This is a genomic window from Acutalibacter sp. 1XD8-36 (assembly GCF_009917525.1).
Lineage (GTDB): Bacteria > Bacillota > Clostridia > Oscillospirales > Acutalibacteraceae > Acutalibacter.
The window spans coordinates 149,056-164,344 of sequence record NZ_QZDU01000007.1; the positions used below are offsets into that span (position 1 = coordinate 149,056).

Below are 15,289 nucleotides of genomic sequence, written 5' to 3' on the forward strand. Positions count from 1 at the left end.
ATGCACGCACTACATAAAATACTGGTTTATGTGCCAGAAGTCCCTATGGACATCGCCTGCTCCCGGGCAGACATGGTGCTGAATATCCGCGACTATGCGGCTAACATGACCGAGGGCTACCAAGGCTATGTTTTTGACTGGCGGGAGACTGATACCGCCGGAAGATGGAGCCAAATTTTCCCAGAAAATGTCCTGCTGGGCAGTGAAGGAACAAGTATGATTGAACGAGAACTGCTGGAGGCGGCAGAGGCTCAGAAAAATGAGCTGGAGGAGAGCATCCAAAGTTTGGCTGCCTGGCAAAATGGAAACGTGCCGCAGATGGCCCATAATCTGTGGAACATAAGGGCCGACTCAACGCCGGACAACCTTTCGGAGTACCTGGCACCATATATGTTTCTCAAAATTGGCAAGCTGGTGTATGGGGAATATACCTTTGACTCGTGTTTCTACGACACCTGTGCCAATACTGCACGGATTACAGAACAGACCCTGGAAAAAGTAAATGCCGCACCATCTGAGTGGGCGCTGGTTCTGTTCGACTATCACATTTAGTTTTGTTAAGAGGAGTGCCGTATTCCGGCACTCTTTGCTTTTTCAGGCCCTCCATTTACCTTGCAGTTGATTTTGAGGCCGCTGCGCGGTATAATAAACTTACAGTAAGCACAAGGAGGGGCATTTTTATGACAACACCCATCGCGCAGGAAAAGGACTGTGAACGGTACTCATATGCAGATTACCTTCAGTGGAACGCTGCAGAACGATGCGAACTCATTGAGGGCGAAACTGTGCTCCTGGCCGCGCCAAGTACCTCACATCAGCGGATAAGCATGGAAATAAGCCGGCAGTTGGCAAACTTTCTGGAGGGCAAAAATTGCGAAGCATTTGCCGCGCCCTTCGACGTCAGGCTGTTTGAAAAGGACAACGACGCCCCGGAAGATGTTGATACGGTAGTCCAGCCCGACATTACAGTTGTCTGTGACAGAGCAAAGCTGGATGAGCGCGGATGCAAGGGCGCACCGGATATGGTCATCGAGATACTTTCCCCGGGAAGTCTGCGTCATGACCGGTTGGTGAAGATGGATCTGTACCAGCGGGCAGGTGTTGGGGAGCTGTGGCTGGTTGACCCAGCTAACCGGGCTATCCAGGTTTTCCTACTGAAAGGCGGGGTGTTCCAGCCATATGAGGACTATGGAACGAATGACATTGCTAAGGTCAACAGCCTTGATGGATGCTTTATTGAGGTGGGAAAAGTATTCCAATAAAGAATATGAAAAAATCCAGCGCTCGCTTAGTAATATTGGTTTGCCGATAACCTTTCCTATGGGAAAATTTTCTTGAGTAAACTAACCCTTTAATGGATATATCAGCCCTTTACAGGTCTGGTCTTATAGCTCTTAGCAGGATATACTAACCTCTGTAAGATATAATTGTTTAACAGGGGTTACAAAATGCCGGATTTGAGGTTTGCTTACCGATTCAAGGAATGTCGGAAAATGAAGGGGTATACACAACAGCAGCTATCAGATATTACGAATCTGCCGGTCGGTTATATCTCTAAGGTGGAGCAGGGAGTAACTTTCCCACGCTTTGATAAACTGGTCATCTTGATGAATGGCCTGGGGATTTCCGCAGATGAAGTGTTCTGTGATGTGGTGGAGGCATCCATGGATCATCACTCCTCGAAAGTGATGGAAAATTTGGACGGCCTGCCAATAGAGGTAAGGGCAAACATTCTTGAAGTGGTGGAAGTGATGATCCGGCAATACCACGATAGCCAAAAGAAAACAGAGGCTGAACGGATTGACAACACACCCAAAACCTGATAGAATATATATATATTAGTATCAGGTTCGGAAAACGGACAAAGTAGCAGAGTTACAGAGTGTCATTTGCGTCGCGCTATGCGATTACAAATGGCACTTTTTTGTTTCCCTTTACAACCGAATCCGGCCGATACTGGCAAAAAGGCAGCATCCTTTGGGATAGCTGCCTTTTTCTATTTCATCAGGAAAGGAAGAATCAACATGACAACCTGCAAGGACAACTATTTCACCACCTTCTCAGACTACCCGGCCATGCTCGGGTATCACGAGAGCCAAAGCCAAAACAGCCAGTGGAGGCGCCGCCGGGTCAAAGATCTGCGCATTGAGCCTCTGGACAAGGACGCCCCTCTGTACAGCGATCTGACTATGTTCGCGCCTGGCGTGACCTCGGAGGCAGTACAGGACACCGCCCACAACCTGGGCCTTGCCATGAAGATGGACGGCAGCTACTACCCCGTCCGTGACACCGCCTACAAAAGCCTGTTGGGCCGAGCCAGGATCAACGGCACCGCCCTCCCCAAACTGAAGCGTGACGTGCTGGCAAACGTCCTCAATGCCTGCCTGAAGCTCTACGGTGAGGAGGCGCTGCTGCTCATCCGGGACGAAAAAGTTTCCGCAGTCCACTCCGGTGGCGCGACAGATTACGCTGTCCTGCCTGTGGACAAGTTGCTCATGGTACTCCATGACAATCTGGACAGCCGGTTCCCGGGTAACGAGTTCAAGGGAGGGTACTGCGACCACTCCCTTGTCAGTGCGGCATGGCTTATGCCCGACCAAAAGGAGGACTTGTTGGGTACTTATTCCAAGCTGCTTGCGGCACAAGGAAAAGCCCATCTTGCGGCGAAGCTCACGCCCGGTATACGGTTCATGACCTCCGACACCGGCATGGCGTCCGCAAAAGTCAGTGCACTGTTGGAGGGCGGGGAGTTCCCCATCCTCATCGGGGAGTGCGTTGCCGTAGACCACCGCAAAGGACATACTGTGGAGGATTTTGAGAAGACTCTCGACCAGCTCTTTGCCCAGTTTGGCAGCCTGGTAGCCAAACTGGAAAAGCTGCTGGAGATCGACCTGGATTACCCAGTCAACGCAATGACCCGGGTGTGTCAAAAGCTCGGTTTGCCGAAGAAAGCAGCTCTTGAAGCTATCGCCATGTTTGAGACAGCCTGCAGCGGCCCGGCTACGGCCCACGACGTCTACTTTGCCATGCAGGAGATCCCATTTATCCTCAAAACCCAGGGCACGCCGGAGAGCAAGCTGCTGTCCGTGCAGGAGAGCATGGCCCGGGCGCTGACCCTGCGCTGGTCAGACTATGACTTAGCGAAAGGGGTGAACTGGTAATGGCAAAACCGATTATTCTCTGTAACACAGCTGGCATGACTGAAAAAGAGTGGCAGGCTGCCCGTATGCACGGCCCCAAAGGGGACATTCCCTACACAGTGGGCGGAAGTGATGTGGCGGCGATCTTCGGGCTTTCGCCCTGGGTGACGCCGCTGGAGCTTTGGAAAATCAAGAAAGGGCAGATGGCTCCCACTGTCAGCGCCAACGCTGGACAAATGGAGATGGGCCACCTGCTGGAACCGGTAGCTGCCCACTGGTACGGCAAGAAAACCGGCAGCACCGTCATAGACGACACCAACCTCTACCAGCACGCCGACCACCCCTATGCTTTGGCGAACTTCGACCGGCGCTTTGTGAAACCTACAGGTGAACCGGGTATCTTAGAGTGTAAATCTTGCACCTACCACAAAGCTCAGGATTGGGCAGATGACGCTATCCCCGTCTACTACGAGCTGCAGCTGCGGTACTACATGGCGGTTGCAGACGTGGAACTGGGAGCGTTCTCGGCGATCTGGGGCAACAACCCGGATTACGACATGGCAATGCCGGAAATCACCCGGGACAAGGCAAAGGAGGACATGATTTTCGAGCGCTTAGAACAGTGGATATGGAGCCTGGAACACGACCAGCCGCCCACCATGGCGGATGTTGCTCCCACGTTGGCGCTGGAATCGTTAGCGAAAATCTACGGTCCCAGCCAGAAAGCTCTGCCTTCTATCGAGTTCGGCAGCAAATATGAGCCAGCCCTGCGGCGCATTGCCGTGCTGCAGGACAAAATCCGGGAATGTGACGCTGAGAAGAAAACTTACGAAAAAGAGGTTGCCGCCCACTCTGTGAAAATCGCAGAACTGATGAAACAGCATGAGCGCGGGGTTCTGGAAACCACCAGCGACAAGCTGCTCATCGACTTTGCAACGAGAACCACCCGCCGCCCGGATTCCAAGGCGCTGAAGGAAAAGTATCCTGCCGTGTACGCGGAGGTGCTGAAAGCGTCTGAGAGCCGGAAGGTGAAAGTGACAGTGCAGCCAAAATAGGAGGTTAAAATGCTTTGTGAATTTACGCGGCTCATCTACCCCCACGAACCCAGCCCCGGCAGCTACATGGTGGCTCAGTACCGCCCCTGTGAAAAAATCAAGACACAGTCAGGGGACATACTTAGCCAGATCACGGCGGTGGGCTACTGCCTGCCGACAGCGGAGAAGCTCCGGTTTGATATGCAGGGGCAGTGGGTGAAGAACGCCAAGTACGGTTACCAGTTCAAAATGGAGAGCTACAATGAGGTTCTGGTGCCCACAAAGGAGGGCGTGATCGCTTACCTATCCTCTGGGCAAATCAAAGGTATCGGAAAAAAGACCGCCGAGCGTATTTATGACGCTTTCGGGCTGAAAACCCTTGAAATGCTGGACAAGGATCCCAGACGGCTGCTCCAAATCAAAGGCATTTCCGAGGCCAAGCTGAAGAAAATCGTGGAATCCTACACCATGAATCGGGGCGCCAGGGATGTGATTGCATTTTTAGCACCTCATGGGATAATGCCCCGTCAGGCCATGAAATTTTATGTAGAATACGGCAACGAAACCATGAATGTGGTGAAAAACCACCCCTACCGGCTCTGCGAGATGGCCGGGGTCGGGTTCCTGACCGCCGACAAAATCGCCGCCAGCATGGGATTTGACCGGCTCTCCACCGAGCGGGTGGACGAGGGTTTGCTCTACACCCTGACTGACGCCGAGGGCAGCGGGCATCTGTGTATGGAAAAGCACGACTTCATAAGGGCGGCGCTCAGGCTGCTGGACACGCCGGACCTGTCCTTTGACATGGCGGCGAACCGTGCTGCCCGGCTGGTGGACAGCGGACAGCTTGTGAGCTATGGTCGTTACGTTTACCGCACAAGGACAGCCCATGCGGAAAATATGCTGGCCAAGCGTATCAAGCAATTCCTTCGCTTGACAGCCAGTGCCTGCACCAATCTTGAGATGGAGCTGGACAGGGCAGAAGAAAAGCTAAAGCTCCGCTTTGCCCCGGAACAGCGGCAGGCCGTTAAGATGGCTCTGAGCAGCAAGCTGTCGGTAATTACCGGCGGCCCAGGCACAGGGAAAACCATGATCCAGAGAGCTATCCTGAACATATACCGCCGCCAGAACCCGAACGGCAATATCTGCTGCTGCGCTCCCACCGGGCGTGCAGCCCGCAGAATGGAGCAGTCTACCGGCTGTCCGGCTTCTACGATTCATAAGGCTTTGAACCTTAGAGCAGATGAAGATGGAAACTATGCGGAGCCGGAAATCCTTGATGCAGACCTGATCCTGGTGGACGAGGTATCTATGCTGGATGTGTACCTTGCGGGGTACTTGATGAACGCCGTAAACCTGGGCGCGCAGCTTGTGCTGATCGGAGATTCTGACCAGCTCCCGTCTGTTGGGCCCGGCGCGGTACTCAGCGAGATAATCGCCAGCGGCAAGGTGCCGGTGACAAAGCTAAATAAAGTGTTCCGACAGGAAGCGGGCAGCCGGATTGCGGTGAACGCCAAGGCCATACGCGAGGGCAGCCACAATTTGGAGCACGGTGAGGATTTCCAGTTCGTGGATTCACCCGATACAGAAACCTCCGCCGACAAAATTGTGGATCTGTATATGGCTGAAGCTGCCAAGTACGGCCCGGACAACGTGGCCCTGCTCACCCCTTACCGCAAAAAGACGGAAACCGGCGCAAACGCCCTCAACCTCCGCTTGCGGGATATGGTGAACCCGCCGGCTCCCGGCAAGTTTGAGGTCACCCACGGCAAACGCACATTCCGTGTGGGCGACAAGGTCATGCAGACCAAGAACCTGGACGACATCAGCAACGGCGACATGGGGTATATTACCGACATTTTCAAGTCGGAGGACGGCACCACTGTTAAAATTGACTTCGGTGACGGCAGGGAGGTAGAGTACGATTCCTCCCAGCTCTCCATGCTGGACTGGGGGTATGCCTCCACCGTCCACAAGTCCCAGGGCTCGGAGTACCAGTCGGTCATCATCAATCTTCAGCGGGCCCACTATATCATGCTGACCCGCCCGCTGGTCTATACGGCCATCACCCGAGGTAAAAACAAGGTGATAATCGTGGGCGAAAAGCGGGCGCTGCACACAGCCATAAACCGTACAGACACCGAAAAGCGCGGGACTTGTCTGGCCCAGCGCATACAAAAAGTATAAGGAGGTTCCAGAATGAGTGCTTTACAGATTTATAAGAAAAAACAGGCCGAGCTCAATGCCAAGATCGCTTCCCACACGCTGCTGCCCCAGGATTCCCTGGCCATGCAGGAGCTGAACTATCGCATAGGTGTGCTGGAGACGTTCCAGGCGTTCGTCAAGGGCGCGCCCATGGCGCTGGACCCGAAACCATTAACATACCATTATCAGTTGGTGGACGCCAGCGTTGGGTTCATCCTGACAGAGCACAAGTTTGGCCCAAAGGCAGACGAAAACGGCAAGAAGCGCCGGGAAACCGCTCTGAACTCTCTGGGCAAGGCCGTCAGTGACGGCCGCAAGCGCTTCTCAAGCTTCAAGCCCAGCCGGCCCGAGCAGTACAGTGAAACGGTGAGCAAGTACATCAACACCATCATGCCGTTGTGGGTGCAGTACCGGGACACCTACATCAACCTGACGCCCAAGAAGGAGGAAAAATCATGAGTGCAATCGAAAAAATCAATCAGATAGAAGGCTTTGATCCCGCACAATACGCAGTAGACTACACTGACCTTACCACCGGCGAAACACGCAAGCGCCTGCCTGTTATGGCCCAGATGGCCTGGTTCCGGCTCAAGTACCCGGAGGGGCGCATAGCCGTACAGGTCAGCCCAGGCAAGGAGTGCTTTGTTGCCACGGCCAGGGTCTATCCAAGCTACAAAGACCCGGCAGACTGCTATCTGGCAGAAGCTACGGCTTCCAGGAGCTTCCTTGAAGAAAAACCGTCCGTTTCTCCCAGAGAGTGGGCGCAGACGGCGGCGGTGGGTATAGCGCTGAGAAACGCCGGTTTTGGCCTGCAATTCTCCATGGCCGGGGACGAGTTTCCGGCCAATGCTCAGGAGGAATTGCCGACAGAAACAACCGCTGAAACTGAGTTCTATACCGTGATCGAGCCCGCCACTCCTGAGCCGACCCCGGAAGAAAAGCTGGAGCAGGCCATGAGTGTACCTTGTCCTATAGTCAAATTCAAGGGCAAAAGTCTTGGCGATGTCCTTCGCCTTGACCCGGGGGCTATTAAATGGATCGCGGAGAAATTCACGGGCGGTGAGGAGATCAAGGCGGCGGCCCAGTACATCAGGGACTATGCCTTGGCACAGACAACTGCCTAAAAGGAGTGAAACGCATGGAACGGATACGCATGACAGACGTTGTGGGACTGCTGGGGCTTCCCCATCCAGAAACCGGCCGGGTTTCGTACTATGTCCACTGCCCCTGCTGTGACGAGGGGAAGGAGCGGCACCTGAACATCAACTTCCGAAAAGAGGTGTTCCGGTGCGCCCGGTGCGGAGTGGCTGGCGGGATTTTCGACCTGTACTGTCTATTCACAGGTGCCCACCGGCAGAATGTCCGGCGGGAGCTGACAGAGCGGCTGCACCTCAACGAACATCTTGTGCTGCCCCAGCAGCGGGAGGTTCAGCAGCCTGTGGAAACACCCATCGCTGACATAGCAGTTCGTCACCACACCTACTCTGCGCTCCTTTCCATGCTGTCGCTGTCCGATTCACACCGGGAAAATCTACATAACCGCGGGCTGAATGACCGGGATATTGCCAAGCTGGGTTATAGGTCTATGCCTATGGAGCATAATTCTGACATGACACGGCGGCTTACAAACAGCAATATCGACGTGCGCGGGGTACCGGGTTTCTTCCGCACCAAAGCGGGCTGGTGGTCGTTTGTACACCAGCAGTCTGGGATACTTATTCCTGTCAGAAATGCACTGTGCCAGATCCAGGGCTTGCAACTCCGTCTGGACAACATGGAAAAGCGCAAGTTCCGTTGGATATCCAGCTCCGGCCTGCACTCTGGCACCGGCTCCCCGGCATGGACGCACTTAGCAGGAGCGCCGTCAAAGCGTATTGTGCTGACGGAGGGCCCCATGAAAGCTGACGTTATCCATGCCTTGACCGGGCTGCCTGTCCTGGCAGTACCAGGAGTAAACGCGCTGACAAAGCTCGAAAACAGCTTAAAACTCCTCCGGGAGCAGGGGCTGGAAGAAATCAAGACCGCCTTTGACATGGACTATGCCATAAACTGGCACGTCCAGCGCGGGTATGAGCAGCTTATGGAGCTGCTGGGCCGGATGGGGTTCCGCTATGGAACCTACGTCTGGGACCCGCGGTACAAGGGCCTGGATGACTACATCTGGGCGCGGCTCCGAAAGGAGATCGCCAAAGTTGGCTGAAAAGGGAAAGGGCGGTATTACCGTCCTTTTTCTTTCAAATTTTATGCGTATTTCAGTTGTAAATGCGCAGAGTAACAGGTGTAATGCCTGTAAATCAAAATTCAGGAGGTACTTATCATGTTAATAGCTATTGACCACGGCAACTATGCCATAAAGACACCCCGCTTCACCTTCGTGTCTGGGCTGACCGAACACTCCGTCAAGCCGCCCATGACGGACGAGATTTTAGAGTACGGCGGCAAATTCTGGACGCTTGCCACCAAGCGTCTGCCCTATATGCGTGACAAGACCCAGGACGACCGCTTCTTCATTCTGACGCTGTTCGCCATATCCAAGGAGTTGGAGCGCAAAGGCCAGTATTCCCCCATGGAGCGTATTCATCTGGCAGTGGGGCTGCCACCAGAACATTTTGGCAGCTTGAAGGAGAAGTTTGCGGCCTATTTCAAGCGCCCCGGAGTTGTGAAATTCACCTACCGGGACAAGCCCTACTCTGTCCAAATCGACCAGGTGATGGTCTTCCCTCAGGCGTTTGCGGCGGTGGTGCCCAAGAGCGGCATGGTGCTGAACACGCTGCGGCTGTTTATCATTGACATCGGCGGTTATACCACCGACGTCCTGCTCCTACAAAACGGCAAGCCCAATCTGCAGTTCTGCCGTTCGCTGGAAACTGGCGTCATCACTATGAACAATGAAGTCATCCGCAAGGTGAGTGCTCAGTACGATATGCTGATCGACGATGAGCACATTTCTGCGGTGCTGCAAGGCAAAGAGGTCTACTTGCCGGAGGAAGTCAAAGCAGAAATTTTCAACGCTGCCCAGCTCCACGCCAACGATATTCTAAGCCAGCTCCGGGAGCTGCAGGTTGATTTGCGCACCAACCCGGCTATTTTCATCGGCGGGGGCAGTATTCTCCTGCAGCCTTACCTCAGTGAATCCTCGCTGGCGGGCAAGGCAGAGTTTATTGATTCCCCCAACGCTAATGCACTAGGCTATGAAATGCTGGGCGAAAAACAGTTGGCCCGGCTCGGCAGGTAGGCTATGAAAAAGAATGGGAAGTATCGTTTTTCCTTACAATTCCCGGCTGAAACGGAGGAGCAGATCCAAGCGGGGGAGCTGCTGGAAAAGCTGGGGAATCGGAAAAGTGCTGTGGTGGTGCAGGCTTTGTATGAGTTTTTATCGGCCCACCCGGAGTTGCTCCATGCAGAGGGAAAGATTGCAGTCAATACAACACAGACCTTTTCTAAAGCCCAGATAGAGGAGCTGGTGGAAAATCTGGTCCGGGAGCGGCTTGAAAGCATTGAACTGCAAACAGACAGTAAACCTGATGGCACAGAAACTGAAGTAAACGTGTCGGAAATGTTGGATAATGTAGAGATATTTCAGTGATAACGCTGATTTTTTCAAAAACTATACCTTAAAGGATACTTCTCGCCTTTAAAGGCCCTTCTAATCGGCTGCGTATTGTTATATAATGTTTATAATTACATGATTTTTGGTAAGTAGGCGAGGCATCGGTTTACTTTGGCTCGCCACGGCTTTTATTCCAGAAATGGTAATCGATTAACAGCAAATCCATTTGTCCAGGCATACCATCCCGGTGTGTCTGGATTTTTTGTACCCTGTCCGTGATGGTATGCCCTGGCGGAAAGGGGTATACCATGTATCAACCGAACGAAAAGGACGAACTAAAAGCAAGATTTACCAGGTGGATGGAGGTAACACTATTTCGGGCCAGAAAACATTACTTAGCTAAAATAGACAGCTATATCCCCACGATCCCACTAGACGAGATCCTGGTAGAAGCTATCGCCTCCAATACTGATGAGAGGATAGGAATGGACAGCTTTGACTTCCAGGAGGAACGCCTATCCAATGCGTTTTCACGGCTGTCACCTCGGAAACAGGCCATTTTGACCATGCTGATTGCACAGGAACGAAAACCGGCTGACGTGGCACAGTTGCTGCACTGTACACCGCAACAGATTTATGACCAGCGGTATCAGGCTCTGAAAGCGCTCCGCAAGGAATTGCAGGGAGGTGGTGAAAATTGATGACACCTAAAGATTTTCATGATTTGCTCCAGCGGGCAGTTTCTAAAGATATAGATGCATTGGAACAAATTCTCGAACTCTACACACCACTGTTTGACCGATATAGCCGTGTTGACGGCCATATTGACGAAGATTTGCGGCAACATTTGCTCATCCACATTGCCGTGCATATCTCAGATTTCAAAATAAATTGAAAAATTTTTGAAATTCTTTCGAGATTTGAGGTTTGGAGTTGCTTTTTATATAGTGAAAGGCATCCCCAATGCCCGCACCTTGATAATTTCACAGTCTAACCCGGTACATTCCCTGTGGACGAGCGGCTATCCCCAGTCTGACAGACTGGACATGAGTACATATATGCAGGCGGCCCCTGCATAACGCGATGACCCCATGGTGGGATAATGATACTTCCGTAATTCGCGGCCCGGCCATGATGAAGGCGGGGAGGGAGAGCAGTTTGCTGCTCTTGGACCTATGGCTCAGTTGCCTTGAGCGCCGGGGAAGATATTTTTGCTTTTTAAGTTGCAAAATTAGTAAGAAGTGAGTGTGATAATAGCGTATTTGGTATGGGAACAACGTCCCAATATGCGCATATTCTCTCACAAAACTGGCAATATTAGGAAAAGAAAGGAGCCAATCAATAATGGAAGGAAACGAAAGAATAGCAACGAAGCCCCTGGACGAACTGGTAGACATCCGCAATGTCCATGTTGACCACAGCCTCCCTTTAGAGGAGCGCGTCCGCTCCTATGTGGAACAGGTCAAAGACCCATACTGTTTCCGTGTAGGTAATGTAAAGGTACGCGTTTCCTATGCGGGTAAGGACAAAACACTAAATGATAGTTTCAGCACCATGCTAGGTTCCCTGTAACTGGTAGATTTTTCCTGTGGACTTTTACAGAGGCCCGTAGTATAATGAGAGTGGACAAAATCAGCGACTCCTTAGAGGAACGCCAGTGCTTGCTTAGCAGGCCCTAGGTGTACCTCTTGTTTATCTCGGGTTTCAGGGAAAACAGAGAGGAGAAGCGCAATGAGCAAGCGGCTTGAACAGAAGTTTAAGGTCGCCATCTACCTGCGTTTATCGAAGGATGATGGCGACCTTTCGCTTTCTGAAAATGGTAAATCGGAGAGCAACAGCATCCATAACCAGCGAGAACTCTTGATGGAGTATATCAGCAATCACCCGGAAATGGATCTGTATGACGAATTTAAAGATGACGGCTATACCGGCACCAACTTTGACCGCCCGGATTTCCAACGTATGCTGGAGAGTATACGGCGGGGAGAGGTGAACTGCGTTCTGGTAAAAGACCTCTCACGGTTTGGCCGAGACTACATTGACTGCGGAAAATATATTGAGAAGGTGTTTCCACGGCTGGGGGTTCGGTTCATTTCGCTGAATGACCATTTTGACACCGCGGTGAGCAGCAGCTCAGATAACATCATCGTGCCGTTTAAGAATCTTATAAACGATTCCTACAGCCGGGATATATCCATCAAAGTTCGCACGAATTTGGATGTGAAGCGAAGGCAGGGCGACTATATTGGCAACTATGCGCCGTATGGGTACCGCAAGGATCCATCTAACAAAAACAGTCTGCTGATTGATGAAGATGCTGCCAAAGTGGTGCGAGATATTTTTAAGTGGAAGGTTGAAGGGTTTAGCCCAGAACAGATAGCAGAAAAACTGAATACAATGGGTATCTTGTCCCCAGCGGAATACAAACGGGCGGCAGGTATCCGCTTTGCCACTTCATTTCAGTCTGGAGCTAAGGCGTACTGGAGCCATGTCTCAGTACGGCGGATTCTCACCAATGAGATTTATATCGGTGTTCTGGTGCAGGGCAAGCGTATGGCCCCTACCTACAAGACGAAAAAGACAATTCTCCGGGACTCCAGCGAGTGGGTGCGTATTGAGAATACCCATGAAGCAATCATATCACGCCCCCAATTTGACCTTGTACAGCAGTTGATGACAGAGGATACCCGGGCCAGTGCAGGAGGAGGGGCTGTCCAACCCTTTTGCGGGAGGATTTTTTGCGGCGACTGCGGCAGCCCGATGTTCCGAAAGACAGTAAATACCGGCAAAAAACGATATGTTTACTATGTGTGTAGCGCCAACAAACAAGATAAATCCCAGTGCAGCAAGCACAGTATTCGAGAGAACGTGCTGGATGAAACTGTGCTTGCCACTGTGCAGCGGCAAATTGAGGTTATCCTGGAGATGGAAAAAGCTATGAGCGAAATCGACGCTCTCTCATGGGAAACATCAGAGGTGGCTAAAATTGAGGCGGGTATCCGTTACCAGGATCAGATCATTGAGAAAAATAACGCCCTCCGATTGGGTATTTATGAGGATTTGCATGACGGTATACTCACAAAAGATGAGTTTCTCTCTATGAAGGAGGAATTTACCGCTCGCATCGATGAGGCACAAGGTATCATAGCGCAGCTTAATGTGGACAAGGGTAATATCCAGCATGGCATGAGCCAGCAGCAAGGGTGGCTTGCCCAGTTTAAGCAGTATAGGAATATCACAGAAATCAGCAGGCTGGTGGTGGTGAACCTGATAGAGCGGGTGAACATTTATGAGGGTGCGGAGATTGAGGTGGTGTTCCGGCAAGCAGATCAATTTGAAAGCATTATGAATTTCCTGGCAGAACACAGGCAGCTGGTAAGGGAGGTGGGCTGATATGGCACGAGTATCAAGAAAAAGCGAAAGACAGGAAATCTTTGCCCGGCAGGAGGTTCCGGGCGTATTCTGCACGGCTGCTTATTTACGCCTTTCTGTAGAGGATAACGGCAAGAAAGACGCGGATTCTTTGGAAAACCAGGAGGCTCTGCTACGGGAGTATATTGCACAGCGGCCCTATCTCAGCCTAACGGAGATTTACACCGACAACGGCTGCACTGGCACAGACTTTGACCGCCCGGCTTTTCACAGGATGCTGGTTGATGTGCAGGCTGGGAAAATCAACTGTATTGTTGTCAAGGATTTGTCCCGGCTCGGCCGGAACTATGTGGAAACCGGGGAATACCTGGAAAAGGTTTTCCCGTTCCTGGGGGTTCGGTTTATAGCCGTCAATGACAACTACGACAGCGGGGCACAAAATTCCAGTGATGAGCTGGGAGTATCGCTGAAAAACCTGATTAACGATGTGTACGCCAAGGATATCTCCCGCAAGTCTGGCACGGCGCTGAAAGCCAAGCGCCAAAGGGGAGAGTACACTGGCAGCTATGCCCCTTACGGCTACTTAAAAGACCCGGCAGACAAAAACCATCTGATACCTGACCCTAAAGTGGCCGATACGGTCCGTGAGATATTCCGGCTGCGGGCAGAGGGTACGGGCATCGGCAGCCTGACCCGTATCCTGAATGAGAGAGACATTCCCTCTCCTGGCCGGTTGCGTTTTGAACGGGGAATCATTACCAATAACAACAAGAAGGGGAAAGACCTTCCATGGAACCGCCATGTGCTTTCCGATATTCTCAAAAATGTGGTCTATATCGGCCACTTGGCTCAGGGACGCAGCTCCAGCGCTTTATGCCGTGGAATACCCTATCACAAGGTGGAAGAATCTGCTTGGGACTTTGTGGAGAACACCCACGAGCCCATTATTGATATGACTTTGTGGAAGCAGGTACAGGATGTCAATAACCGGAGCAAACAGGCAAGCAAAGATCATTATGATAAGTACATCCACCTACCAAAACGGGAAAACCCTTATGGAGCGCGTATGTGCTGCGGAGACTGCGGTCGTGTCATCAAGCAGGTACATTCATACAACAAGGACGGTACACATGTCTATTTTAACTATAAATGTCCCAATAATATCGAGCTGGGTGACGCCGCTTGTCCTAAAAAGAGTATCCGGGCAGCAGAGCTGGATGCGGCGGTTCTCGCTACTATGCGTGCCCAGATGGATGTGTTCATGGACACACAGAAAGTTTTGAAGAAGTGTATGGAGTCGGCAAAGGTGAATGCAGCTTTAAGGGCTGCTGAGAGCAAGATGAAGAATATTCAGCAGGTCATCAATCGCCGCACGAAGCAGATTACCGAGCTCTACACCGACTATAAGGACGGTGTTCTTACCAAGGATGAGTATGTGTATGCCAAGCGGAAATACCAGGCTGAAATAGAGAGTATGAGCCAAGATCTGTCAGAGCTGAAAAGTGTCCGCAGAAAAGCGGAGAAGATGGTAAAGGGGGAGCATCACTGGGCGCGGCTTATCAAAAAGTATTGCAATGCCATTACAGTTACAAAAGAGATGGTGGAGGCTATGATTAAGAGCATTACTCTCTATGCAGACAACAGCATTTCCATTGAGTTCCTGTATGTGGATGAGTTTGAGAAAATAGTGGACGCCTGCAGAAAACTGAAGGAGGAGGCTGCATGATGGAAAAACATTTGGCAATCTATCTGCGTCTTTCCCGGGAGGACGTAGATGTCAAATCCAATAGCCTGAAAGACGAGAGCAACGGTATCCACAGCCAGCGGCTGATAATCCGAAAGTATGTGGAGGAATCGCCCGAGCTGAACAACATGCCGTCCTGGGAGTTTTGCGATGACGGCTATACTGGCACCAACTTTGTTGAGGTAAGATAACGTAACCTTTTTTGCAGAGGGTGTTATCTTACCTCTTTTTGATGTATGTTAGA

At 51.8% G+C, this 15,289-nt stretch carries 17 protein-coding genes; all 17 read left to right on the plus strand.

Features of this window, described 5'->3' with window-relative positions; genetic code table 11:
* The 17 genes from D5270_RS12015 to D5270_RS12095 all read left to right on the plus strand — a co-directional run bounded on the left by D5270_RS12015 (window position 1) and on the right by D5270_RS12095 (window position 15,236).
* Window positions 1–552 (plus strand): hypothetical protein, encoded by a 552-nt coding sequence (locus D5270_RS12015; RefSeq protein ID WP_166544329.1) that lies wholly within the window; start codon window positions 1–3, stop codon window positions 550–552.
* 128 nt (window positions 553–680) lie between these two features.
* Window positions 681–1,262, plus strand: a complete 582-nt coding sequence (locus D5270_RS12020) for a Uma2 family endonuclease (protein WP_166544330.1) — start codon at window positions 681–683, stop codon at window positions 1,260–1,262.
* Window positions 1,263–1,448: 186 nt separating this feature from the next.
* Window positions 1,449–1,823, plus strand: coding sequence for a helix-turn-helix domain-containing protein (locus tag D5270_RS12025; RefSeq protein WP_166544331.1), 375 nt, complete (start codon window positions 1,449–1,451; stop codon window positions 1,821–1,823).
* A 201-nt stretch (window positions 1,824–2,024) separates the two neighbouring features.
* Window positions 2,025–3,161 (plus strand): hypothetical protein, encoded by a 1,137-nt coding sequence (locus tag D5270_RS12030; protein ID WP_166544332.1) that lies wholly within the window; start codon window positions 2,025–2,027, stop codon window positions 3,159–3,161.
* Window positions 3,161–4,195, plus strand: a complete 1,035-nt coding sequence (locus tag D5270_RS12035; protein ID WP_166544333.1) for a YqaJ viral recombinase family nuclease — start codon at window positions 3,161–3,163, stop codon at window positions 4,193–4,195. The genes D5270_RS12030 and D5270_RS12035 overlap by 1 nt, the downstream gene beginning before the upstream one ends.
* Window positions 4,196–4,204: 9 nt before the next feature.
* On the plus strand, window positions 4,205–6,361 hold the full coding sequence (gene recD2 / locus D5270_RS12040) for an SF1B family DNA helicase RecD2 (RefSeq protein WP_166544334.1): 2,157 nt from the start codon (window positions 4,205–4,207) through the stop codon (window positions 6,359–6,361).
* 12 nt (window positions 6,362–6,373) lie between these two features.
* A complete protein-coding gene (locus tag D5270_RS12045; RefSeq protein ID WP_166544335.1) occupies window positions 6,374–6,838 on the plus strand; it encodes a hypothetical protein in 465 nt (154 codons plus the stop codon).
* A complete protein-coding gene (locus D5270_RS12050) occupies window positions 6,835–7,503 on the plus strand; it encodes a hypothetical protein (protein ID WP_166544336.1) in 669 nt (222 codons plus the stop codon). The genes D5270_RS12045 and D5270_RS12050 overlap by 4 nt, the downstream gene beginning before the upstream one ends.
* Before the next feature lie 14 nt (window positions 7,504–7,517).
* Window positions 7,518–8,579 carry a DUF3854 domain-containing protein gene (locus tag D5270_RS12055; protein WP_166544337.1) on the plus strand — a complete coding sequence of 354 codons (1,062 nt, stop codon included), beginning with the start codon at window positions 7,518–7,520 and terminating at the stop codon, window positions 8,577–8,579.
* A gap of 117 nt (window positions 8,580–8,696) precedes the next feature.
* Window positions 8,697–9,614: a ParM/StbA family protein gene (locus tag D5270_RS12060; RefSeq protein ID WP_166544338.1), complete on the plus strand. Its 918-nt coding sequence runs from the start codon at window positions 8,697–8,699 to the stop codon at window positions 9,612–9,614.
* 3 nt (window positions 9,615–9,617) lie between these two features.
* The gene (locus D5270_RS12065) at window positions 9,618–9,965 is read left to right on the plus strand and encodes a hypothetical protein (protein ID WP_166544339.1); all 348 of its coding nucleotides are present in this window, start codon (window positions 9,618–9,620) and stop codon (window positions 9,963–9,965) included.
* A gap of 272 nt (window positions 9,966–10,237) precedes the next feature.
* Window positions 10,238–10,630, plus strand: coding sequence for a sigma-70 family RNA polymerase sigma factor (locus D5270_RS12070; protein ID WP_166544340.1), 393 nt, complete (start codon window positions 10,238–10,240; stop codon window positions 10,628–10,630).
* A complete protein-coding gene (locus tag D5270_RS12075; protein ID WP_166544341.1) occupies window positions 10,630–10,824 on the plus strand; it encodes a helix-turn-helix domain-containing protein in 195 nt (64 codons plus the stop codon). The genes D5270_RS12070 and D5270_RS12075 overlap by 1 nt, the downstream gene beginning before the upstream one ends.
* 449 nt (window positions 10,825–11,273) lie before the next feature.
* Window positions 11,274–11,501, plus strand: a complete 228-nt coding sequence (locus tag D5270_RS12080) for a DUF6870 family protein (protein ID WP_166544342.1) — start codon at window positions 11,274–11,276, stop codon at window positions 11,499–11,501.
* 159 nt (window positions 11,502–11,660) lie between these two features.
* The gene (locus D5270_RS12085; RefSeq protein ID WP_166544343.1) at window positions 11,661–13,322 is read left to right on the plus strand and encodes a recombinase family protein; all 1,662 of its coding nucleotides are present in this window, start codon (window positions 11,661–11,663) and stop codon (window positions 13,320–13,322) included.
* Window position 13,323: 1 nt separating this feature from the next.
* Window positions 13,324–15,027, plus strand: a complete 1,704-nt coding sequence (locus tag D5270_RS12090; RefSeq protein ID WP_166544344.1) for a recombinase family protein — start codon at window positions 13,324–13,326, stop codon at window positions 15,025–15,027.
* A complete protein-coding gene (locus D5270_RS12095; RefSeq protein WP_166544345.1) occupies window positions 15,024–15,236 on the plus strand; it encodes a hypothetical protein in 213 nt (70 codons plus the stop codon). The genes D5270_RS12090 and D5270_RS12095 overlap by 4 nt, the downstream gene beginning before the upstream one ends.
* The last annotated feature ends 53 nt before the right edge of the window (window positions 15,237–15,289 follow it).

Bases quoted from the DNA above. Each gene is read 5' to 3' on its own strand.
- D5270_RS12025 (WP_166544331.1), top strand. From the start codon at position 1,449: ATGCCGGATTTGAGGTTTGCTTACCGATTCAAGGAATGTCGGAAAATG.
- D5270_RS12060 (WP_166544338.1), top strand. From the start codon at position 8,697: ATGTTAATAGCTATTGACCACGGCAACTATGCCATAAAGACACCCCGC.
- D5270_RS12080 (WP_166544342.1), top strand. From the start codon at position 11,274: ATGGAAGGAAACGAAAGAATAGCAACGAAGCCCCTGGACGAACTGGTA.
- D5270_RS12045 (WP_166544335.1), top strand. From the start codon at position 6,374: ATGAGTGCTTTACAGATTTATAAGAAAAAACAGGCCGAGCTCAATGCC.
- D5270_RS12065 (WP_166544339.1), top strand. From the start codon at position 9,618: ATGAAAAAGAATGGGAAGTATCGTTTTTCCTTACAATTCCCGGCTGAA.
- D5270_RS12050 (WP_166544336.1), top strand. From the start codon at position 6,835: ATGAGTGCAATCGAAAAAATCAATCAGATAGAAGGCTTTGATCCCGCA.
- D5270_RS12095 (WP_166544345.1), top strand. From the start codon at position 15,024: ATGATGGAAAAACATTTGGCAATCTATCTGCGTCTTTCCCGGGAGGAC.
- D5270_RS12035 (WP_166544333.1), top strand. From the start codon at position 3,161: ATGGCAAAACCGATTATTCTCTGTAACACAGCTGGCATGACTGAAAAA.
- D5270_RS12055 (WP_166544337.1), top strand. From the start codon at position 7,518: ATGGAACGGATACGCATGACAGACGTTGTGGGACTGCTGGGGCTTCCC.
- D5270_RS12015 (WP_166544329.1), top strand. From the start codon at position 1: ATGCACGCACTACATAAAATACTGGTTTATGTGCCAGAAGTCCCTATG.
- D5270_RS12090 (WP_166544344.1), top strand. From the start codon at position 13,324: ATGGCACGAGTATCAAGAAAAAGCGAAAGACAGGAAATCTTTGCCCGG.
- D5270_RS12070 (WP_166544340.1), top strand. From the start codon at position 10,238: ATGTATCAACCGAACGAAAAGGACGAACTAAAAGCAAGATTTACCAGG.
- D5270_RS12075 (WP_166544341.1), top strand. From the start codon at position 10,630: ATGACACCTAAAGATTTTCATGATTTGCTCCAGCGGGCAGTTTCTAAA.
- D5270_RS12030 (WP_166544332.1), top strand. From the start codon at position 2,025: ATGACAACCTGCAAGGACAACTATTTCACCACCTTCTCAGACTACCCG.
- D5270_RS12020 (WP_166544330.1), top strand. From the start codon at position 681: ATGACAACACCCATCGCGCAGGAAAAGGACTGTGAACGGTACTCATAT.
- recD2 (WP_166544334.1), top strand. From the start codon at position 4,205: ATGCTTTGTGAATTTACGCGGCTCATCTACCCCCACGAACCCAGCCCC.
- D5270_RS12085 (WP_166544343.1), top strand. From the start codon at position 11,661: ATGAGCAAGCGGCTTGAACAGAAGTTTAAGGTCGCCATCTACCTGCGT.